Source organism: Achromobacter sp. KK8, from assembly GCF_054188005.1.
In genome coordinates this window covers 6,168,159-6,185,715 of sequence record NZ_CM135178.1, presented here as the reverse complement: position 1 = coordinate 6,185,715, position 17,557 = coordinate 6,168,159, and the positions used below count along the sequence as shown (strand labels likewise).

Sequence of the window (17,557 nt, the reverse complement as noted above, 5' to 3'; positions counted from 1 at the left end):
GGGCGGCGGGCTATTGCACCCGTACCGGCATGCTGCAATCGGAGAAGAATACCTCACAGGCGCCGCCGCTTTCCCGCTTGCACTCGGCGAGCGTCATATCCGTCGCGGCCTCGAGCGTGGGGGCGAACCGGGAGACGGCGATGCCGTTGCCCCAGACGATCACGCCGCATTGGTTGGCGTACGAGACCTGGACGCGGCAGTCGCCGCCGCCTTTTTTGGCGCAGGATGCCACGGAGTCGTCTTCGGCCTGTTGCCGGCTCTTTCTGCTGCCGGCCACGCCAACCTTGCCGGTGACGGCATCCATGGCGATGGCGCCCCAGCGTTGTTCCCAGCGGACCGGCGGCGGGGGCGGCGGCGCCTGGTAGCCGCCCGGCACCTGGTACAGCCCGGGAATCGGAATGCACTGGGCGGTGCCCACGGCGGCCATGGTGTAGCCATCGGGACAGCCTTGTTCGGCCGTTGCCGGACGCGTCACCGCCAGTCCGAGGGCCAGGGTTGCGAATACCACGATGTGAAGAGGAAGACGCTTCATGGACTGGCCTGTGGTGACCGACGCTGTCGGGATGCGCGGATACTAGCGATTCCGGCAGCCAGTGGCAATATGCGCGAGCGAAGTGGAGCGGGCCGGCCGCCGCGGCCTCAGCTACCGACCGGATCGACGATCATCAGCACGCCGTGGCTGCCCTCGGCGACGGCGTGCGGCACCCCGGCGGGCGCCAGGTACATGCTGCCGGCCGCGACCTCGATCGCCTCGCCCTTGACCGACAGGCGCAGCGCGCCGCTGATGACGATCAGGGCTTCGTTGTAGTCGTGCGTTTCGGCGGGGGAGGGCTGGCCGTCCATCCGCAGGATCTTGACGTTGCAGTCGCCCGCCTGGGCCAGCACGCGGGACTTCCAGGCGTCGGGCAGGCCGTTGGCGGCGTCGAGCAGGGGCATGGTGGGCTTGCCGGGCGCGTGCCTGGCGCGAGTGGAAGGCGTTCTCACGCCTTGGGGAGAGGGGGAAGGGACCGTTCAGGCTTCCTGGCCGTAGCCGAAGGGCCAGCGGCGGCGGGTGGGTTCGGGCTTGGCGGTGTCTTCTTGCATGTTTTTCTCCGTAGGGTGCATTCCGGGGGATTCTATTTCCCGAGATGTAACAGCATTGCAAGGGATCGTTAGCACTCTGTCGTCGCGGCGGCCCCCTAGTCGGGCGCGAACAGCGTGACCTGGCGTTCGAGCGCGTAGGTGGCGCGGTAGCTGGCGGGCGTGGCGCCGCGGTCGATCAGCAGCAGGCCCTCGCGTTCGGCGGTGGCCAGGACGTCGCGCAGCTTCTGGCCGCTTTCCAGGCCGGTGGCTTCCTGCAGCCGTTGCAGGGGCAGGTAGTCGCCGTTCTTGACGCCGCTCAGGCGCGTAAAGGCGCTGAGCCAGATGCTGCGGCTGGGCGGGGAATTGATCAGACTGGTCATGGGCAGGGGTCCCTTGCGGTCGGATTACTGTATGAATGAACAGTATATCCGAACGTCGGACCAATCCCCGGTAGAGTATGTCGCACGGGTTTGAGGCATGGGGCAACGCTGAGGCCGGCAGCGTTTGCCGGCTCCGGACCGCGCCATGCACAATGGCGTCTCGCGGCCGTTCGCAGAGCCGCGGGAGCGCCCGATGCCCGATGATTTGCCCTTCCCCGCCTCGCTGGATGCCAGTGAACGCGTGACCATCACCCACGGCCCCCATCGCGCCGAGTTCGCGCCCGGCGGGGGCGGACGCCTGACGCGCCTGTCGACCGAGGCGCACGACTGGATCGTGCCGCTGGCCGAGACGGATTGGCCGCCCGCGCAATGGCCGCGCGCCGGCTCGTATCCGCTGGCGCCGTACTCGAACCGGGTGCGCGATGGCGTGTTCACGTTCGAAGGCGCGCGCCACGTGCTGGCATCGTTGCCCGGACGGCCGCAGGCGATTCACGGCGCCGGCCTGTATCAACCCTGGCAGGTGCGCCATCTGGCCGATGACGCGGTCGACCTGGTGCTGCAACAGCCCGCCGGCGTGCTGGGCTGGCCGTGGCCGTATGAATGCGTGCAGCGCTATCGCTTGGATTCGCGCGGGCTGTCGTTGACGCTGTTGATGATCAACCATGGCGATGCGCCGATGCCGTTCGGTTGCGGCATCCATCCGTACTTCACCGCCACGCGCGTGGCGCTGCATGCGCGGCGCATCTGGCCGACCGACGCCGACGGCCTGCCCGGCGCCAGCCAGACCACCCACGTGCGGGAACTGGGCCAGTCGGCCGAGGGGTGCGATACCTACCTGTCGCAGTGGGGCGGCCGCGCCACGCTGCACTGGCCGGATGGACACGAACTGGCGCTGCACGCCGATCCGGCTTTCGCGCACCTGGTGGTCTACACGGCGCCGGGCGCCGATTTCCTGTGCGTGGAGCCGGTGACCAATGTCGCCGATGCCTTCAACCTGGCGGCGGCCGGCGAGACCCGCACAGGCCTGCAGGTGCTGGCGCCGGGCGGGCGTTTCAGCGCCTCGATGCTGCTGGCGTTGCAAACGCCGCGCGCGGCGCGTTGATGTCGCGCGATGCCGGCGCTGGCAACGGCCAGGGCCTGTCGGCGATAATCCGGCCAAACCAATCCAGGAGTCACTACGTGAAAAAGCTCAGCACCGAACAATTGCAGGCGGCCGCCGAAACGCTGCGCCGGGTGCAGGCCAGGCTGGCCCGTTCGGGCAACATGCCGCTGGAACCGACGATCTACGCCAGCGCCAAGGGCTTCCGGCGCAACGTGCCCGACTATGTCTGGTCGTGGCTGTCGGGCCTGCTGGCGCCGCACAAGAGCCTGTCGGCGTGGATGGATGCGCACCAGCCTGGTTGGCGCGAAGGCAAGATTCCGGCCGCCGTGGTGTATGCGCGCACCGAGAACGGCTGGTTCGATTGGCTGATCGCCGAGCTGGAAACCGAGATCAATGATCCGCACGCGCGCGCCCGGCGCGAAGGGCGCGCCTGATCCGGGCCAGGGACTGAGAAGGGAGGCTGCGCGATTGCGGACGGCATTGTCCGTAGTCTCGCGCCCGCCGGCCTCTTTTTCGCGGCGTCGCGCCGGGCCATAGTGTCGCCTGTCTTTCACCGCAGGAGCCGACATGGCCTTTCCCGTTACCGCCACCTTCAAGCCCGCGCCGGATGGCACGGTGTTCATCGTCAACGTGATTCATGCCCACCCGGGCCGGCAGGAGGACGCCTTCCAGGCGATCCAGGAGGTGGTGCATTACGTCGCGCGCACCAAGCCGGGTTTCCTGTGGAGCAACCTGGCCAAGAGCACGGACGGCAAGACCGTGGTGAACATCGAGGCGATCTCGGGGGCGGGAAAGGTCGACGAATTCTTTTCCGATCCGGTGTTCCTGGAGAAATTCCGCAAGCTCGATGCGGTATCGACCAGCGAATTCCATACTTACCAGGTCGATGACCTGGTGTTGCCCGGAATGCCCGCGGCCTGAGCAGGCCGGCGAGGTGTCAGGCCCGCGCCCGCGAGCGCGCGGCGCGCAGGCGCCGCGCCAGCAGCACCAGCAGTTCCTGCGCCGCGGCCACGAGCAAGGCGGCCAGGATCGAACCGAGCACCAGGGCGTCCCACAGGCGCGGCGGGCCGACCCGGAACTGGATGGTATCGAACACCAGCCCGGCGGTGATGCCGGCGACGATGACGGCCTTCCAGCCCTGCAGCGGCACCAGCCGCAGCATCAGCAGGGCGACCGCCACCATGCCCCAGAGCATCGGTTCCAGCGCTTGGTCGAACAGGTGAGAAATCAGAGCCAACTCCCGAAAGCGCGGCCACGGGCTGAAGGCCCGCGGCGCGCAGTCGAGGTTTTACCTCTTTCTTCCGACGAATGCGAGACACCCGTCCCAATTTTTTCGTCGGGACGGGCCGGGCGCCTCAGAAGCCTTCCAGCACCACCTTGCCGCGCGCCTTGCCGCTTTCGATGAAGGCGTGGGCGCGGCGCAGGTTTTCGGCGTTGATGCGGCCGTAGTGCTCGCCCAGCGTGGTGCGCAGGGTGCCGTTGTCGATCAGCCGCGCGGCCTGGTTCAGCAGTTCGTGCTGGGCGATCAGGTCGGGCGTGTTGTGCAGCGGCCGGGCGAACATGAATTCCCAGTGCAGCGAGGCCGACTTGCCCTTGAGCAGGCGCACGTCGATGGCGGAGGGGTCGTCGATCAGGGCGATCCTGCCTTGCGGCGCGATGGCTTCGGCCAGCTGCGCGAAGTGCTGGTCGGTCTGGGTCAGGCCCGCGATGAAGCCGACCTGCGGCAGGCCAATGCGCTTGAGTTCCTCGGCCAGCGGGCGGGTGTGGTCGATGACGTAATGGGCGCCCAGCTCGGTGACCCAGGCCTGGGTCTCGGGCCGGGAGGCGGTGCCGATGATGGTCAGGCCGGTCAGCTGGCGCGCCAACTGCACCAGGATCGAGCCGACGCCGCCGGCCGCGCCGACCACCAGCAGCGTGCCCTGGCTGGGCGCGGCGTTGTCCAGCACGCGCAGGCGGTCGAACAGCAGCTCCCAGGCGGTGATGGTGGTCAACGGCAGCGCGGCGGCCTGGGCGAAGTCCAGGCTCTGCGGCATGCGGCCGACGATGCGCTCGTCGACCACGTGCAGTTCGCTGTTGGCGCCGGGGCGGGTCAGGGCGCCCGCGTACCAGACGCGGTCGCCGGGCGCGAACAGGCTGGTCTTGGCGCCCACGGCGCGCACGATGCCGGCGGCGTCCCAGCCAATGATCTCGGGCTGGCCGTCCTTGGGCTTGCGGTTGGCGCGGATCTTCACGTCCACCGGGTTGACGGAGATGGCTTTGACTTCGACCAGCAGGTCGTGGTCGCCGGGAACGGGGTCGGGCGCGGTGATGTCCTGCAGCGATTGCGGATCGGTGGCGGGCAGGTTCTGGAAGTAGGCGATGGCTTTCATGGGGGATCTCGGAACGGGAAAAGGGATCAGGCGATGGTGCGGACCACGCCGCCGTCGACGCGCAGCGCGGCGCCGTTGGTGGCCGAGGACTGGCGCGAGCAGGTGTAGACGACCATGTTGGCGACTTCCTCCACCGTTGCCAGCCGGCGCAGCAGCGAGCTGGGACGATGCTGGGCGATGAAGTCGCGTTCCATCTGTTCTTGCGGCAGGCCTTGTTCCCTGGCCATTTCGGCGAAGAAGTCGACCACGCCTTCGGAGCGCGTCGGGCCGGGCAGCACGGCATTGACGGTGACGCCGCTGCCGGCCGTCAGTTCGGCCAGGCCGCGCGAGACGCCCAGCAGCGCCGTCTTGCTGACGCCGTAGTGGATCATTTCGGCCGGGATGTGCAGCGCCGATTCGCTGGAGATGAAGACGATGCGGCCCCAGTCGGCGGCCAGCATGCGCGGCAGGTAGTAGCGCGACAGGCGCACGCCGCTCATGACGTTGGTATCGAGCATGTAGCGCCAGTCGTCGTCGGTGATTTCGGTGAAGGACTTGGGCGCGAAGTAGCCGGCGTTGTTGACCAGGATGTCGACGTCGGGATGGGCGGCGCAGACCGAGGCGGCGCCGTCGGCGGTGGACAGGTCGGCCTGCACGGTGTGCACCTGGGCGCCCGGATGCCGGCGCGCGATGGCTTCGGCGGCCTGCTTGAGCTTGTCGGCGCTGCGGCCGTGCAGCACCACCTGGGCGCCGGCATCGGCCAGGCCCTGGGCGATGGCCAGGCCGATGCCGCCGGAAGAACCGGTGACCAGGGCTTTCTTGCCGTTGAGTTCGATTTTCATGGGGACTCCAATGCGGGTAGGGGGTGACGCCATGATTACCCAGTGGCGAACGATGAAAAACCGGCTAGCATCGGACTCAGTTTCAATAATTCTTTGAAAATGAGCCCCCATGGTTCGGTTGGAAGACTTGCGCATCTTTGTCGCCGCGGCGGATCACGGCGGTTTTTCGGCCGCCGCGCGCGAATTGGACTTGACGCCGGCGGTGGCCAGCGCCGCGCTCAAGCGGCTGGAACTGTCGCTGGACACCCGCCTGTTCGTGCGGTCCACGCGCAGCCTGCGGCTGACCGGCGACGGCGAGCGCTATCTGGAATACGCGCGCGCCGCGCTGTCGAGCCTGCAGGCCGGCCAGAGCGCGCTGGCGCGCGACAAGACGGCCATCTCCGGCACGCTTTCGGTGTCGATTCCGTCGGACCTGGGGCGCCATGTGCTGCTGCCCTGGCTGGACGAATTCCAGCAGCGCCATCCGCGCGTGAACTTCCAGGTACGCATCAGCGACCGCCTGGCCGACCTCTACCGGCAGCCGGTCGACATTGCGTTGCGCTACGGCACGCCCGGCGATTCCGGCCTGGTGGCGCTGCCGCTGGGCGAGCACAACCGCCGCGTGGTGTGCGCCGCGCCGGCCTATTTCGCGCGCCATGGCCTGCCGCAGACGCCGGCCGACCTGCGCCGCCACAACTGCCTGTGCTTCGTGCTGGGCGAATCCCTGCACGACCGCTGGGCCTTCGAGCACGAGGGCGGGGCGCTGACCGTGCCGGTCAAGGGCGACCGCGTCGGCGACGATGGCGACCTGGTGCGGCGCTGGGCGCTGGCCGGCTACGGCGTCGCGTACAAGTCGCGCTACGACGTGCTGGCCGACCTGCGCGCCGGCCGTCTGGTGCAGGCCCTGCCGGACTATACCGGCGAGCCGTCGCCGCTGTACCTGCTGTGCGTGCACCGCATGCTGCTGTCGCCCGCCGTCAAGCGGCTGCGCGAATTCCTGCAGGCGCGCCTGCGCGAATTCGAGGCGGGCGCCGGCGCGGCGCCATGACAGCCGCGCCGCTCAGTGATGCGCGGCGGCGCGGTTGGCGGCGCGGGTGCGCGCGGCTTTCTTGGCGGCGGCCGAGCGTCCCGCCGCGCCCTTGGTGGCGGCGGCCTTCTTCGCGGCGGCCGAGCGATCCGCCGCGGTGCGCCGTGACGCCGTCTTGGACGCGTGGCGCGACAGCGCGGACTTGGACGCGGGCCTGGCGCTTTCGCGCTTGAGGGCGCGCGTGGTGGCGCGGGCGCGCGTCGGCGATTTGGCGTGCCCGTCATGCGCGGCCTCGCTGTCCTGCTTGGCCTTGCGCCGGGTCGACGCGCTGGCCTTCTTGGGCGAGGGCAGGTCAACCCCAGCGCGGCGCGCCTTCGACAGACCGATGGCGATGGCCTGCTTGGTCGAGCGCACGCCGTGCTTGCCTTCGCGCACGTGGTCGATTTCCTCGCGCACGAATTCGCCCGCTTGGGTGGATGGGGACTTGCCTTGCTTCTTGTCGCGCGCGGCGCGTTGCAGCGTTTTCCGTTCAGGCATGACAACCTCCTGGCTTGCGTTTCAGAAGCGAGACCCGGGGACGCGGACGAGGCCGCGGCGACGGAACTCGTAACACCACTCTATGCCCTGCGCGGTATCCTGTGTGTTCGAATGGATTGCCGGTCGTAAGCGCCGGAGCCCCGCGCGCGACCGGCGATTCGCAACGCTTCCCCCTCAAAGGAGACAAGCCATGTCGAATCATGTCTACAAGCAGATCGAACTGGTGGGCTCGTCCACCAAGTCCACCGACGATGCGATCAGCAAGGCCATCGAACGCGCGTCCGAAACGCTGCGCCACCTGGATTGGTTCGAGGTCACCGAGGTGCGCGGCCACATCAAGGACGGCAAGGTGGCGCACTGGCAGGTCGGCCTGAAGATCGGCATGCGGCTGGAAGACGGCGAGGTCTAGCGGCACCGGTGCCGTCCAATCGCAGCGGCGTCGATGCCATTGGGACACGGCGCCTGCTTCTTTTTTGAGCGACGGCTGCAAGTGCTTGCCGGATAAGCTTTTTTTCAGCTTGTCATGAGACTGTTCAGAGGTTTGTCCACACTCGGTGGGGACAAGCCCGGGCGGTTCCCTCGGCTGGCTCGCGGTGGCGTGGCGGTGCCTCGCCGCGGCGTGCCGCTGGGCGAATATTGCGCGCCGGCCGCAAGGCCTTGGCGGCAAAGGGAATTTTGCGGCTGCGCGCAGGCTGTCCTCAGCCTTATCCACATTTCCCGGGGACAACCTGGCGCCTGGGCGAGTGCGTCTGGGCCTTTCTTGACCACCCCTTGCAGGTGCTTGATGTGCAAGGGAAAAGCCGAGCTGCCCTCATCCTGTCCTCATGCTTGTCCACAGAATGCTGGGACAAATGCACCGGTCGATGCGAAGCGTCCGCGGGCGTCCCGCAATCGCCCTTTGGACGGTGGATAAGTGCGCCAGGAATCGGCCAAACGATGGATTGCGCAGTTTTTGACCGGCGTCTGCAAGTGCTTGGCACGGCAGGCTTTTTCGCACCTGCCCCACAGCTGTCCTCAAGCTTCTCCACAGTTGGCGGGGATATCGTTGGCCCCCACGCGGCGCGCACTGCGTGCGCTTGCTGCCCCCCGAGGGGGCTGCCCGGCCTTCGGGCGGCCGGGCGGCCGGGCGGCCGGGCGGCTATTTTTTTGGGGCGGTGTTGGTGGGCGGGGGGCGCGCGAGGGGCGCGTGTTGGTGGCGGGAGGGCGCGAGGGGGCTTGTTACCTTCTGAGGTGAGGCGAAGGGAATTATTTGGGAGCGGGGCCGCTTTATCCGAAAAAAAAGCCCCCCGCTTGGCGGGGGGCGTGATCGCCCGGAGGTAGGCGGGCGATCGGTGCCGGGTGGGGAGGCGCCCCTGGCCCGGCATCGGCGGCAATCAGGGATTGAACTTCTTGATCCAGTCGACGTAGCGGTCGATCCAGCCTTGCAGGAACTTGCGCGTGCCCTCGTTGGTGATGGTGTACTGGTCGTCGATCAGGCCATCGGTGTATTGCAGGAAGACTTCCGGCGTGGTCAGCGCGATGGCGCCTTCGGCGGCCAGGATGTTGCGCAGGTGCTGCTGCATGAGCGCGGTGCCGGCGGCGCTGGGCGAGGCGCCGAGGATGCCCACGGCCTTGCCGGCCCATGAGTTCTGGCCCCACGGGCGGGTGCCCCAGTCGATCGCGTTCTTGATGGCGGCGGGCACCGAGCGGTTGTGCTCGGGCGAGACGAACAGGATGCCCTGGGCGTCGAGGATCTGCTGCTTGAGCTTGGCCGCGGGCGCGGGCAGGTTGTTTTCGTTGTCCTGGTTATACAGCGGCACGTCGCCCAGGCTGACGTAGTCGAACTTGAAGTCCGCGGGAACCAGTTTTTCCAGCGCGCGCGCCAGGCGCAGGTTGATCGATGCGGCGCGCAGGCTGCCGACGAAGACGGCGATCTTGTAGGTGCTCATGAGGCGGGGCTCCTGGGTCGGGGAAAGCCCAGTGTAGACCTGTCCTCATGACGGCTCAATGGCCGCGAATCAATATGGTTATGGGCGGTGTTGACTTGTGTCAGGGCGCATCCGCGCCGGCCGCCGCGGCCGCGTCTAGCCGCTCATGAGGCTGACGTGCGCCGAGACCACGCGCCAGCCCTGCGGCGTGCGCATCCAGGTCTGGCTCTGGCGGCCGACGCGGTCGCTGCCATCGCGCTGGAATTCGATGTTGGTGGTGGCGAAATCGCGGCCGTAGGTGGTGATCGCGGTGCGCAGCACGCGGCGCGCAAGGCCTTGCGGCGAGCGGCCCGCGCGAAAGGCGCGGATGGCGTCATAGCCATAGAGGTTCTCGGCGGCGCCATAGCGCAGCGTGTGCGGGCTGTTCCAAAACAACTCGTCCAGCACCTCGACCTGATTGCCGACCAGGGCGGCTTCATAGCGGGCAAAGGCCACGGTGACCTCGGCGACGACGTCGGGCAGGTTGATATCCATGTGAGGGGTCGGGCTCCGTGTTGATTGCACCGTCATGGTGCGTGATTCAGGGTAATCACCAATATAGGGTGTGTTGCGGTGCGCAAATCTCGCGGCCGGACGCGGCGATCGCCCTATGCGCGGGGAAATGATGCGGTGCAAGGCTGGCACGCCGCTTGCTAGGGTTTACACCACATAACACGCTGCGCGCCGCCCCAGGAGTTTCACCATGTCCAGTTCCGCCGTTTCCGCCCCGGTCACCATGTTGGTCACCCGGCACATCACGCCCGAACGCTACAGCGATTTCCTGTCCTGGATGCGCCAGGGCGAGATCCTCGCCGCCGGCTTTCCCGGTTTTCTCGGCTCGGGCGTGCTGCAACCGCCCGAGGGCGGCGACCAGTACCAGATCGTGCTGCGCTTCAACGACGAGGCCAGCCTCAATCGCTGGGAGCAATCGCTGCCGCGCCGCATGTGGCTCGAACGCGGCGCCGCGCTGGTGCGGGCCAGCCATGCGCGCCGCGTCAGCGGCATGGACAGCTGGTTCGGCCCGCAGGGCAACGCCGGCGCGCCGCCGCGCTGGAAGCAGGCCGTGAGCATCTGGCTGGCGTATTTTCCGGTGCTGCTGGCGTTCACCTTGCTGGTGAGCGAACACCTGAGCGCACTGCCGGTGTTCTGGCGCGCGCTGATCACCAGCGTGACGATGACGCCGGTGATGGTGTTTGTCTGCATTCCGTTCGTCACGCGCCGGCTGGAGCGCTGGCTGCGGCCGCACTGACGCGGCCGCGTATCGCGCCAGCGCCATCACGCCGCCTGCGCGCGGCGCGTGGCATACAGCCGGTGCAGCGTGATCTTGCGCACGGCGGCCTGGCTGTCGCCGATATGCGCCGCAAGCAAGGCCGTCGCGCGTTCGGCGTCGCGGGCCAGGATGGCACCGAGGATGGCGCCATGTTCGGCGTAGGTATGGGCGATACGGTCGGGCTGGGTGAAGTCCAGCCGCCGCACGATGCGGATGCGCTCGGTGGCGGCGCGGTGCACGCGCGCGATTTCAGGATTGCCGGCGGCGGCCACCAAGTCCGCATGGAAGCGCTCGTCCAGGTCCGCCAGCCACTCGCCATCGCCGGAATAATGGGCGCTGTCCACCAGCCACGTATCCGCCAGCGGCTGCAGCGCGCGCAGCGGATCGGGCACCTGGCCCGGCGCGCACAGCGCGCGCACCGCCGCGATCTCCAGCACGCTGCGCAGTTCATAGAAGTGATCGAGCGTGTCGAAGTCCAGCGGCTTGACCAGCCAGCCATTGCGCTGGCGCACCTCCAGGTAGCCCTCGCGTTCCAGGCGGAACAGGGCTTCGCGCACCGGCGTGCGGCTGACCCGCAGGCGGTCGGCGATTTCGGTCTCGGTGAAGCGGTCGCCCGGCGCCAGGCGGAAATCCAGGATGTCGCGCTTGAGCGTGCCGTACGCGGAGTCGGCCAGGCTGCGGGGCGTGTCGATGACGGCGAATGCGGAATCCATGGACGGCCTCGGTTGGCGGGTCAGGAGAGGGGACGAACGGTGGCAACGCCCGCCTGTTCCAGCCGCCGCGCGGCCAGCAGGCAATCGGCCTCGCGCCACGGCGCGGCGATCAATTGGACGCCCAGTGGCAGGTGCGCGTCGGCGCCGATGCCCGGCCAGGTGGGCGCGGCGCACACCGGCAGGCCAAGGCAGGAGATCGGCTGTGTCAGCAGGCCCATGCTGGCGCGCGCGGGCAGTGACTGGCCGGCCAGGGCCAGGGTCTCGGTGCCGATGGCGGTGGCGGGCACCGGCGTGGCCGGGGCGATCAGCACGTCGTAGCGCGCGAACAGCGCCATGGCTTCGCGGTAGACGCGGTGGCGCACCCGCTGGGCCTGCTGCACCCAGGCGGCAGGCACCAGGCTGCCGGCGACCAGGCGGTCGCGTGAATGGGGTTCGTAGTAGTCGTAGTGCGTGACCAGACGGCGGCGATGCAGCGCGCCGCCCTCGGCAGCCGTGATGACGAAGGCCGCGGCGCGCGCCTGTTCGGCGCTGGCCAGTTCGACGATCTCGGTGGCCGCGAGCGCGCGCGCGGCCAGTTGCACGGCCTGGCGCGCCTCGGGGCCGGCCCAGTGCGCGAAGTAGCCGCCCAGCACGGCCACGCGCAGCGGGCGGTCCGAGGACAGCTCCGCCAGCACGGGTTCGGCCGCGCGCTGGGCGCAGGCGGCATCGTCGGCATCCGGGCCTTGCAGCGCGTCGTAGGCCGCCGCCAGGCTGGCCGTGTCGGCCGCGAACGGACCCAGGTGGTCGAGGCTGCCGACGAAGGGGAACGAGCCGGTGCGCGGCAGGCGGCCGAAGGTCGGCTTCAGGCCGAACACGCCGCACAGCGAGGCCGGCACGCGGATCGAGCCGTTGGTGTCCGAGCCCAGCGTCAGCGGCACGAGGCCGCCGGCCACCGCGGCCGCGCTGCCGCCCGACGAGCCGCCGGCGATGCGGGCGGGGTCGTGCGGATTGCGGCTGGCGCCGTAGTGCGAGTTCTCGGTGGTGAAACCGTAGGCGTGTTCGTCCATGTTGAGCGCGCCCACCAGCACGGCGCCGGCCTTGTGCAGCCGCGCGACCAGCGCGGCGTCGCGTGGCGCGGGCGGGTTGGCGGCGTTGACGCGGCCCCCGGCCAGCGTCACCTCCTCGGCGGTGTCGAACAGGTTCTTGACCGCGTAGGGCACGCCGGCCAACGGCGGCAGGGTTTCGCCGCGGGCGCGGCGCGCGTCGATGGCGGCGGCTTCCTTGCGCGCCCGGCTTTCGGTGACGGCGGTGAAGCAGTTGTAGCGCGCATCGGCGGCGCGGATGCGGGCCAGCGTGGCTTCGAGCACCGCCGCCGCGCTGCGTTCGCCGGCGCGGATCTGCCGCGCCAGGTCGAGGACGGCGCCGTTCATGGACGGAACACCGCGGCTGATTCCAGCTCCACCGGCAAGGCCTCGTCGACGAAGGTCGAGGCGATGTCGTGGATGCGCGTGAATTGCCGCGCCACTTCGGCCGTGGCCGGTTCGCGCAGGGCGTAGCCGGCCAGCGCCAGCGCGCTGCGCACGTATTGGTCGATGGTTTCCTGGGTCATGGCGGACTCCCGTGAATGGCGTTGCGTGTCAGCGACGGACTTCGCGCTGGAAGATCTCCAGGCTCAGCTTCTTCATGCCGATGAAGCTGGGCTCGGACAGCGTCTCGACGGTGCGTGGGCGGGCGTCGCCGTAGTCCAGGATCTCGGCCACGCGGGTGGGGCGCTTGGTCAGCAGCAGCACCTGGTCGGCCAGGTACACGGCTTCCTCCAGGTCGTGCGACACCAGCAGCATGGTGGTGCCGGTCTGCATGAAGACTTCCTGCAGCTTTTCGCGGATGAACAGCGTCATCTCGAAGTCCAGCGCCGAAAACGGCTCGTCCAGGAACAGCACTTCCGGTCCCGGGGCCAGCGCGCGCATGATGGAGGCCGTCTGCTGCTGGCCGCCCGACAGTTCGTAGGGATAGCGCTTGAGGTCGAACTTGACGTCGAACGAGGCCACCAGCTCTTCCACGCGCGCGTCGACTTCGGCCTTGCCGCGGCCTTCCAGGCGCAGCGGGTAGGCGATGTTGTCGATGGTGCGCAGCCACGGGAACATGGCCTCGCGGTAGTTCTGGAAGACGTAGCCGATCTTGGTCTGGGCCAGCGACTTGCCGTCGAACAGGATCTCGCCGGCATCGATGGGGATGAGACCGGCGATCATGTTGATCAGCGTCGACTTGCCGCAGCCGTTGGGGCCGAACACCGAGACGATCTTGCCCTTGGGGATGTCGAGGTTGAAGTCCTCGTACAGCGGCCAGCCGGCGAAGTACTTGGTCAGGCCGCGGATGGTGATGTGGGTGCCGGCCGGGCCCGGCCGGAACGGCGCGGGCGTGGGGGCGGGGGCGATGACGGGGTTGATGACGGTGGACATGATTATCGGCCGCTCCAGTGGACCACGCGCTTTTCCAGCACCAGGAAAAGGATGTTGAGAACGTAGCCGAGCGCGCCGGCGGCCAGGATCGATGCATACATGTCGCGCACGTTCAGCACCTGCTGCGCATTGATGATGCGGTTGCCCAGCCCGCTGTCCGAGCCGATGAACATCTCGGCCACGATCACGATGACCAACGCCATCGACACGCCGCTGCGCAGGCCGACGAAGGTGGGTTGCAGGCTTTCCCAGATCAGCACGTCCTTGAAGATCTGCCAGCGCGAGGCGCCCATCACCCGCGCCGCCATCACGCGCTGCTTGCGCGCGTTGATGACGCCGTAGGCGCTGTTGAACAGGATCACCAGCACCGCGGCGAAGGCGGCGATGGCGATCTTGTTCATGTCGGTCACGCCGAAGATCATCAGGAACAGCGGGATCAGCGCCGACGACGGCGTCGAGCGGAAGAAGTCCACCAGGAATTCGACGCTGCGGTAGGCCTTTTCATTGCTGCCCAGCAGCACGCCCAGCGGCACGCCGATCACGCCGGCGATGACGAAGGCCTGCAGCGTGCGGCTGACCGAGGCCAGGAAATCGCCCAGCAGCGGGCCGCCGGCCATGCCCTTGGCCAGCGCCACCAGCGTGGCGCCGGGCGTGGGCAGCAGCACCGGGCTGACCAGTTGCAGGCGCACCACCAGGTCCCACACCACGTACAGCGCCAGCGGCCCGATCAGCGGCAGCAGGCGCGCGGCGGTCCAGGTGCGCGGCGGACGGGAGGCGGGCGCGGCGGCAGGCATGCCGGCGCGGGCGGTTTTGCCCGCCGTCGCGACGGCCGCGTGGCCGGCGCCGCCGGCCGGGGCCGCGCTGGCGCGGTTGGCGTTGATCGCGTCCATGGCTCAGCCCTTGTACAGCATCGAGGCCACGTCCACCTTCTGCGCGAAGATGCCCTTGTCGGCGAACAGGTCGAAGAATTTCTGGAAGTACTGGATGTCGCTGGGGGTGAACTCGTTGTAGAGCGTGTAGGCGGCCAGCGGCACGGCTTCGGTCATGGGACCTTCGATGGCGGTGTAGCCCTTCATGAAGGGGCGCGCCTCGTCGGGTTTGCTGCGGATCAGCTCGATGCCGCGGGCGTAGGCGGCGATGAATTTCCTGCTTTCCTCGGGATGCTTCTTCAGGAACGCGGTAGTCAGCGAGGCCGAGCCGCCGAACCACGGCGCCATCGGGTCGCCCAGCACGTATTTGGCGATCACGCCCGCTTCCAGGACGCGGGTGGTGCCATTCAAGCGCCCGACCGTGCCGGTGGGCTCGAGCGTGTAGCACGCGTCCAACTGGCCGGCGGCGACCGCGGCGACGTGCTGGCTGATCGCCAGCTCGACCACGGTCGCCCCGGTTGCGCCGGCGCGCTCCAGCACTGCTTTGGCCAGCGTGGCATTCTGGATGCCGGGTCCAGAACCGACCTTTTTCCCCTTGAGGTCTGCGATGGATTGGATGGGACTGTCTTTCGCGACAATGAACTCGTCCAGCACGTTCCTGGCGTTGCTGGGATTGGAGGCGAAAATCTTGAACAGGCCGGGCGAGGCGATCTCGCCGATGGCCAGGTTGGCCGAGCCGGTGCCGTTGGCGCTGCCGTCGGCGCGGCCCGCCAGCATGGCTTCCATGACCTGCTGCGCGCCGGCGAACTTGAGCGCCTCGACGTTCAGGCCGGCTTCCTTGAAGTAACCCTTTTCGATGGCGGCATAGAACGGCAGGCCGGCCGCGACCGGCCAGTAGCCGATGCGGATGACCGGGCCCGACTGCGCCCGCACCAGGGCCGGCGCGGCCAGCGTGGCGGCGCCCAGCGCGGCGCCTTGCATCAGCCGGCGGCGGGTGGCATTGAAAGCGAAGGGCGCGGGGCGGTCGGTCATGCGGGACTCCTGGTCGGAAAAGTGACGGGCGCTTGTAGACAAGCTTGCATACCAGTCATCAAGCAAGACCCGTGCCAACCGCCTTTTGCCCGGTTTTCGCGCCCCGCGGCGCCATCCGGGCGCGGCGCATGAACCATGCTGGTGCACGCGGCACCGCGAGAGGGCGTGCGTTGCATCATGGCGCGAGCGGCGCGCCAGGCGTTAGGATGTGAACAGGCCGGGGCCTGCCGCCCCGCCGTTCCTGAAAAGGGCGCGTCGCCAGGCGCGCCATGGCGTGGATATGAATACCCGTTTTGTCGAAGCATTCCTGTGGTCCGCCCGCCTGGGCAGTTTTCGCGCGGCCAGCGACCGCCTGCACATCACTCAGGCCGCGGTGGCCAACCGCATCGCCTCGCTCGAGGAGGACATCGGCGCGCGCCTGTTCGAGCGCGATGCCAAGGAGCTGCGGCTCACGGCGGTGGGCACGCGCCTGCTGGATTACGGCGAACGCCTGCTGCAGCTGCGCCAGCAGATCCTGTCGCTGGGCCGCACCGGCGACGAGGTGTTCGGGCTGGTGCGCATCGGCGCCATCGAGACGGTGGTGCACACCTGGCTGATCGGTTTCCTGACGAACCTGCGCTCGACCTATCCGGGCATCGAGGTGCAGCTGACCTCGGAGACCACCCGCGCCCTGCATCGTGGCCTGCGCGAAGGCACGCTCGATATTGCCTTCCAGACCGATCTGCTGACCGACACCGGCGTCATCAGCACGCCCTGCCTGCCGATGGAAATGGGCTGGGTGGGGCCGGCCGGCGATGAAGAGGCGCTGACGGTGCAGCAACTGCTGGGCGAACCGGTGCTGACCATGAGCCCCGGTTCGCAGCCGCATGAGGCATTGAAAGGGCTGTTCCGCGAAGCCGGGCTGCCCCTGGGCAAGGTGCACTGCGTCAGCTCGATCTCGGCGCTGGCGCGGCTGGTGCGCAGCGGCTTCGGCCGCGCGCTGGTGCCCTTGCCGCCGATCTACGAATACGTGGCGCGCGGCGAAGTGCAGATGATCCGCTGCGACGTGCCGGTGCCACCGCAACTGCTGGTGGTGAGCTACCTGGAAGGCGCCGGCTCGGACGCGATCCGGCTGGTGGCCGAACTGGCCTGCCGCGCGTCGGACCAATACACCGCGTCGGTTACGCCGCCAAAATTCGGATCCGCGCAATAGCGTTATCCCTAGGTCGGCGCTCAATAATTTTATTGCTGGCGCGAAAAATTACTCGTTTGTCGGGCATGGCCGCCTCGGCCGAAGATGAGTCCCTTCCGTTATCGCAGGGATTTCTTCGTTCCATGAGCCAAGCCACCACCCCGTCCACGCCCAACGGCATGCTATTCGTCGCCTGCGACGTCGATCCCGCTTTCGAGACCGATTTCAATCGCTGGTACGACCGCGAGCACGTCGAAGAACGCGTGCGCATCCCCGGCTTCCTGTCGGGCGCGCGCTATTTCTCGCTGTCCGGCGGCCGCAAGTACCTGGGGTTGTACCGCACGCAATCGCTGGGCGCCTTCACCACCGCGGACTACCGCGCCGCGTTCGAGCGCCAGACGCCGTGGTCCGTGACCAACCTGGACCGTATGCGCGATCCGATGCGGCGGGTGTGCGCGGTGCAGGCCGTGACCGGCTTCGGCAGCGGGAGCCACATCGCGGTGCTGCCGCTGGTGTTTGGCGGCGATGCCGAGGCGCTGCGGACGCGGGCGGCCGAGGCGGGCGCGGCGCTGGCCCGGGCCGATGGCTTCGTTCAGTCCTATCTGCTGGCGCCGGATGCCGCCCTGAGCGGTCCGTTGCCGCGCGAATCCACCGAAAACCGCCGCCTCGATCCGCTCTTCGTGATCGAGGCCAGCTCGGCGGATGTGGCCCAGGCCTTGGGCGAACAGGCGGCCGCGGCGTTCGGCACGCGCGGCGCCGACACCTGGCTGCTGGAGCTGGGCTGGAAGCTGGCCGCGGCCGACTTGCGTTGACGCGCGCCAAGCGCCGCAACGCCACACAC

At 68.5% G+C, this 17,557-nt stretch carries 23 protein-coding genes; 8 read left to right on the top strand and 15 right to left on the bottom strand.

Annotation, left to right across the window (positions count from 1 at the left end; genetic code table 11):
- Positions 1–10: 10 nt before the first annotated feature.
- From ACVN9Z_RS28340 to ACVN9Z_RS28330, 3 genes are all read right to left on the bottom strand, one after another.
- The gene (locus tag ACVN9Z_RS28340) at positions 11–532 is read right to left on the bottom strand and encodes a DUF4189 domain-containing protein (RefSeq protein ID WP_020928919.1); all 522 of its coding nucleotides are present in this window, start codon (positions 530–532) and stop codon (positions 11–13) included.
- 107 nt (positions 533–639) lie between these two features.
- A complete protein-coding gene (locus ACVN9Z_RS28335; protein ID WP_458212897.1) occupies positions 640–936 on the bottom strand; it encodes a cupin domain-containing protein in 297 nt (98 codons plus the stop codon).
- A gap of 242 nt (positions 937–1,178) precedes the next feature.
- Positions 1,179–1,442, bottom strand: coding sequence for a hypothetical protein (locus ACVN9Z_RS28330; RefSeq protein WP_006386508.1), 264 nt, complete (start codon positions 1,440–1,442; stop codon positions 1,179–1,181).
- A gap of 193 nt (positions 1,443–1,635) precedes the next feature.
- On the opposite strand from ACVN9Z_RS28330, the gene ACVN9Z_RS28325 reads away from it, so the two are divergent.
- The 3 genes from ACVN9Z_RS28325 (at position 1,636) to ACVN9Z_RS28315 (ending at position 3,465) form a co-directional block, all read left to right on the top strand.
- Positions 1,636–2,544 (top strand): aldose epimerase family protein, encoded by a 909-nt coding sequence (locus ACVN9Z_RS28325; RefSeq protein WP_053497617.1) that lies wholly within the window; start codon positions 1,636–1,638, stop codon positions 2,542–2,544.
- A 77-nt stretch (positions 2,545–2,621) separates the two neighbouring features.
- Positions 2,622–2,978 (top strand): hypothetical protein, encoded by a 357-nt coding sequence (locus ACVN9Z_RS28320; protein ID WP_006386510.1) that lies wholly within the window; start codon positions 2,622–2,624, stop codon positions 2,976–2,978.
- Between the two features lie 133 nt (positions 2,979–3,111).
- On the top strand, positions 3,112–3,465 hold the full coding sequence (locus ACVN9Z_RS28315; RefSeq protein ID WP_006386511.1) for an antibiotic biosynthesis monooxygenase: 354 nt from the start codon (positions 3,112–3,114) through the stop codon (positions 3,463–3,465).
- Between the two features lie 16 nt (positions 3,466–3,481).
- Here the strand turns inward: ACVN9Z_RS28315 and ACVN9Z_RS28310 are convergent, their stop codons facing one another.
- The 3 genes from ACVN9Z_RS28310 to ACVN9Z_RS28300 all read right to left on the bottom strand — a co-directional run bounded on the left by ACVN9Z_RS28310 (position 3,482) and on the right by ACVN9Z_RS28300 (position 5,734).
- Positions 3,482–3,781, bottom strand: a complete 300-nt coding sequence (locus ACVN9Z_RS28310; RefSeq protein ID WP_223203218.1) for a hypothetical protein — start codon at positions 3,779–3,781, stop codon at positions 3,482–3,484.
- A 118-nt stretch (positions 3,782–3,899) separates the two neighbouring features.
- Positions 3,900–4,913, bottom strand: a complete 1,014-nt coding sequence (locus ACVN9Z_RS28305; protein ID WP_024069881.1) for a zinc-binding alcohol dehydrogenase family protein — start codon at positions 4,911–4,913, stop codon at positions 3,900–3,902.
- Between the two features lie 26 nt (positions 4,914–4,939).
- Positions 4,940–5,734, bottom strand: coding sequence for an SDR family NAD(P)-dependent oxidoreductase (locus tag ACVN9Z_RS28300; protein WP_238920645.1), 795 nt, complete (start codon positions 5,732–5,734; stop codon positions 4,940–4,942).
- Positions 5,735–5,843: 109 nt separating this feature from the next.
- On the opposite strand from ACVN9Z_RS28300, the gene ACVN9Z_RS28295 reads away from it, so the two are divergent.
- Entirely contained in the window at positions 5,844–6,761 is a 918-nt protein-coding gene (locus ACVN9Z_RS28295; protein WP_049053614.1) for a LysR family transcriptional regulator, read from the top strand.
- 12 nt (positions 6,762–6,773) lie between these two features.
- Here ACVN9Z_RS28295 and ACVN9Z_RS28290 read toward each other — a convergent pair whose 3' ends face one another.
- Positions 6,774–7,277, bottom strand: a complete 504-nt coding sequence (locus ACVN9Z_RS28290) for a DUF6496 domain-containing protein (RefSeq protein WP_038504164.1) — start codon at positions 7,275–7,277, stop codon at positions 6,774–6,776.
- A 190-nt stretch (positions 7,278–7,467) separates the two neighbouring features.
- Between ACVN9Z_RS28290 and ACVN9Z_RS28285 the strand changes: the two genes are divergently transcribed.
- Positions 7,468–7,686, top strand: coding sequence for a dodecin (locus tag ACVN9Z_RS28285; protein ID WP_020928910.1), 219 nt, complete (start codon positions 7,468–7,470; stop codon positions 7,684–7,686).
- 964 nt (positions 7,687–8,650) lie between these two features.
- Here the strand turns inward: ACVN9Z_RS28285 and ACVN9Z_RS28280 are convergent.
- Both ACVN9Z_RS28280 and hpxZ read right to left on the bottom strand, forming a co-directional pair.
- Complete coding sequence (locus ACVN9Z_RS28280; RefSeq protein ID WP_006386518.1) at positions 8,651–9,205, bottom strand: NADPH-dependent FMN reductase; 555 nt, start codon at positions 9,203–9,205, stop codon at positions 8,651–8,653.
- A gap of 135 nt (positions 9,206–9,340) precedes the next feature.
- A complete protein-coding gene (gene hpxZ / locus ACVN9Z_RS28275) occupies positions 9,341–9,718 on the bottom strand; it encodes an oxalurate catabolism protein HpxZ (RefSeq protein ID WP_054518014.1) in 378 nt (125 codons plus the stop codon).
- 208 nt (positions 9,719–9,926) lie between these two features.
- Here hpxZ and ACVN9Z_RS28270 point away from each other — a divergent pair, with 208 nt between their 5' ends.
- Complete coding sequence (locus tag ACVN9Z_RS28270) at positions 9,927–10,472, top strand: antibiotic biosynthesis monooxygenase (RefSeq protein ID WP_024069877.1); 546 nt, start codon at positions 9,927–9,929, stop codon at positions 10,470–10,472.
- A gap of 26 nt (positions 10,473–10,498) precedes the next feature.
- On the opposite strand, the gene ACVN9Z_RS28265 is transcribed toward ACVN9Z_RS28270, so the two are convergent.
- The 6 genes from ACVN9Z_RS28265 to ACVN9Z_RS28240 form a co-directional block, all read right to left on the bottom strand.
- The gene (locus ACVN9Z_RS28265; protein WP_006386521.1) at positions 10,499–11,206 is read right to left on the bottom strand and encodes a GntR family transcriptional regulator; all 708 of its coding nucleotides are present in this window, start codon (positions 11,204–11,206) and stop codon (positions 10,499–10,501) included.
- 20 nt (positions 11,207–11,226) lie between these two features.
- Positions 11,227–12,615 carry an AtzE family amidohydrolase gene (locus ACVN9Z_RS28260; protein WP_458212896.1) on the bottom strand — a complete coding sequence of 463 codons (1,389 nt, stop codon included), beginning with the start codon at positions 12,613–12,615 and terminating at the stop codon, positions 11,227–11,229.
- The gene (locus ACVN9Z_RS28255) at positions 12,612–12,794 is read right to left on the bottom strand and encodes a DUF4089 domain-containing protein (protein ID WP_006386524.1); all 183 of its coding nucleotides are present in this window, start codon (positions 12,792–12,794) and stop codon (positions 12,612–12,614) included. The genes ACVN9Z_RS28260 and ACVN9Z_RS28255 overlap by 4 nt, the downstream gene beginning before the upstream one ends.
- Before the next feature lie 28 nt (positions 12,795–12,822).
- Positions 12,823–13,644 carry an ABC transporter ATP-binding protein gene (locus ACVN9Z_RS28250; RefSeq protein WP_006386525.1) on the bottom strand — a complete coding sequence of 274 codons (822 nt, stop codon included), beginning with the start codon at positions 13,642–13,644 and terminating at the stop codon, positions 12,823–12,825.
- Positions 13,645–13,646: 2 nt separating this feature from the next.
- Positions 13,647–14,438, bottom strand: coding sequence for an ABC transporter permease (locus ACVN9Z_RS28245; protein WP_026384433.1), 792 nt, complete (start codon positions 14,436–14,438; stop codon positions 13,647–13,649).
- Between the two features lie 99 nt (positions 14,439–14,537).
- Positions 14,538–15,545, bottom strand: a complete 1,008-nt coding sequence (locus tag ACVN9Z_RS28240; RefSeq protein ID WP_054441030.1) for an ABC transporter substrate-binding protein — start codon at positions 15,543–15,545, stop codon at positions 14,538–14,540.
- A 280-nt stretch (positions 15,546–15,825) separates the two neighbouring features.
- Here ACVN9Z_RS28240 and ACVN9Z_RS28235 point away from each other — a divergent pair, with 280 nt between their 5' ends.
- Positions 15,826–16,737, top strand: a complete 912-nt coding sequence (locus tag ACVN9Z_RS28235) for a LysR family transcriptional regulator (RefSeq protein WP_035182522.1) — start codon at positions 15,826–15,828, stop codon at positions 16,735–16,737.
- Positions 16,738–16,859: 122 nt separating this feature from the next.
- Entirely contained in the window at positions 16,860–17,528 is a 669-nt protein-coding gene (locus tag ACVN9Z_RS28230; protein WP_006386529.1) for a DUF4286 family protein, read from the top strand.
- Positions 17,529–17,557 lie beyond the last annotated feature (29 nt).

Bases quoted from the DNA above. Each gene is read 5' to 3' on its own strand.
- ACVN9Z_RS28340 (WP_020928919.1), bottom strand. From the start codon at position 532: ATGAAGCGTCTTCCTCTTCACATCGTGGTATTCGCAACCCTGGCCCTC.
- ACVN9Z_RS28335 (WP_458212897.1), bottom strand. From the start codon at position 936: ATGCCCCTGCTCGACGCCGCCAACGGCCTGCCCGACGCCTGGAAGTCC.
- ACVN9Z_RS28330 (WP_006386508.1), bottom strand. From the start codon at position 1,442: ATGACCAGTCTGATCAATTCCCCGCCCAGCCGCAGCATCTGGCTCAGC.
- ACVN9Z_RS28325 (WP_053497617.1), top strand. From the start codon at position 1,636: ATGCCCGATGATTTGCCCTTCCCCGCCTCGCTGGATGCCAGTGAACGC.
- ACVN9Z_RS28315 (WP_006386511.1), top strand. From the start codon at position 3,112: ATGGCCTTTCCCGTTACCGCCACCTTCAAGCCCGCGCCGGATGGCACG.
- ACVN9Z_RS28305 (WP_024069881.1), bottom strand. From the start codon at position 4,913: ATGAAAGCCATCGCCTACTTCCAGAACCTGCCCGCCACCGATCCGCAA.
- ACVN9Z_RS28300 (WP_238920645.1), bottom strand. From the start codon at position 5,734: ATGAAAATCGAACTCAACGGCAAGAAAGCCCTGGTCACCGGTTCTTCC.
- ACVN9Z_RS28295 (WP_049053614.1), top strand. From the start codon at position 5,844: ATGGTTCGGTTGGAAGACTTGCGCATCTTTGTCGCCGCGGCGGATCAC.
- ACVN9Z_RS28290 (WP_038504164.1), bottom strand. From the start codon at position 7,277: ATGCCTGAACGGAAAACGCTGCAACGCGCCGCGCGCGACAAGAAGCAA.
- ACVN9Z_RS28285 (WP_020928910.1), top strand. From the start codon at position 7,468: ATGTCGAATCATGTCTACAAGCAGATCGAACTGGTGGGCTCGTCCACC.
- ACVN9Z_RS28280 (WP_006386518.1), bottom strand. From the start codon at position 9,205: ATGAGCACCTACAAGATCGCCGTCTTCGTCGGCAGCCTGCGCGCCGCA.
- hpxZ (WP_054518014.1), bottom strand. From the start codon at position 9,718: ATGGATATCAACCTGCCCGACGTCGTCGCCGAGGTCACCGTGGCCTTT.
- ACVN9Z_RS28270 (WP_024069877.1), top strand. From the start codon at position 9,927: ATGTCCAGTTCCGCCGTTTCCGCCCCGGTCACCATGTTGGTCACCCGG.
- ACVN9Z_RS28265 (WP_006386521.1), bottom strand. From the start codon at position 11,206: ATGGATTCCGCATTCGCCGTCATCGACACGCCCCGCAGCCTGGCCGAC.
- ACVN9Z_RS28260 (WP_458212896.1), bottom strand. From the start codon at position 12,615: ATGAACGGCGCCGTCCTCGACCTGGCGCGGCAGATCCGCGCCGGCGAA.
- ACVN9Z_RS28255 (WP_006386524.1), bottom strand. From the start codon at position 12,794: ATGACCCAGGAAACCATCGACCAATACGTGCGCAGCGCGCTGGCGCTG.
- ACVN9Z_RS28250 (WP_006386525.1), bottom strand. From the start codon at position 13,644: ATGTCCACCGTCATCAACCCCGTCATCGCCCCCGCCCCCACGCCCGCG.
- ACVN9Z_RS28245 (WP_026384433.1), bottom strand. From the start codon at position 14,438: ATGCCTGCCGCCGCGCCCGCCTCCCGTCCGCCGCGCACCTGGACCGCC.
- ACVN9Z_RS28240 (WP_054441030.1), bottom strand. From the start codon at position 15,545: ATGACCGACCGCCCCGCGCCCTTCGCTTTCAATGCCACCCGCCGCCGG.
- ACVN9Z_RS28235 (WP_035182522.1), top strand. From the start codon at position 15,826: ATGAATACCCGTTTTGTCGAAGCATTCCTGTGGTCCGCCCGCCTGGGC.
- ACVN9Z_RS28230 (WP_006386529.1), top strand. From the start codon at position 16,860: ATGAGCCAAGCCACCACCCCGTCCACGCCCAACGGCATGCTATTCGTC.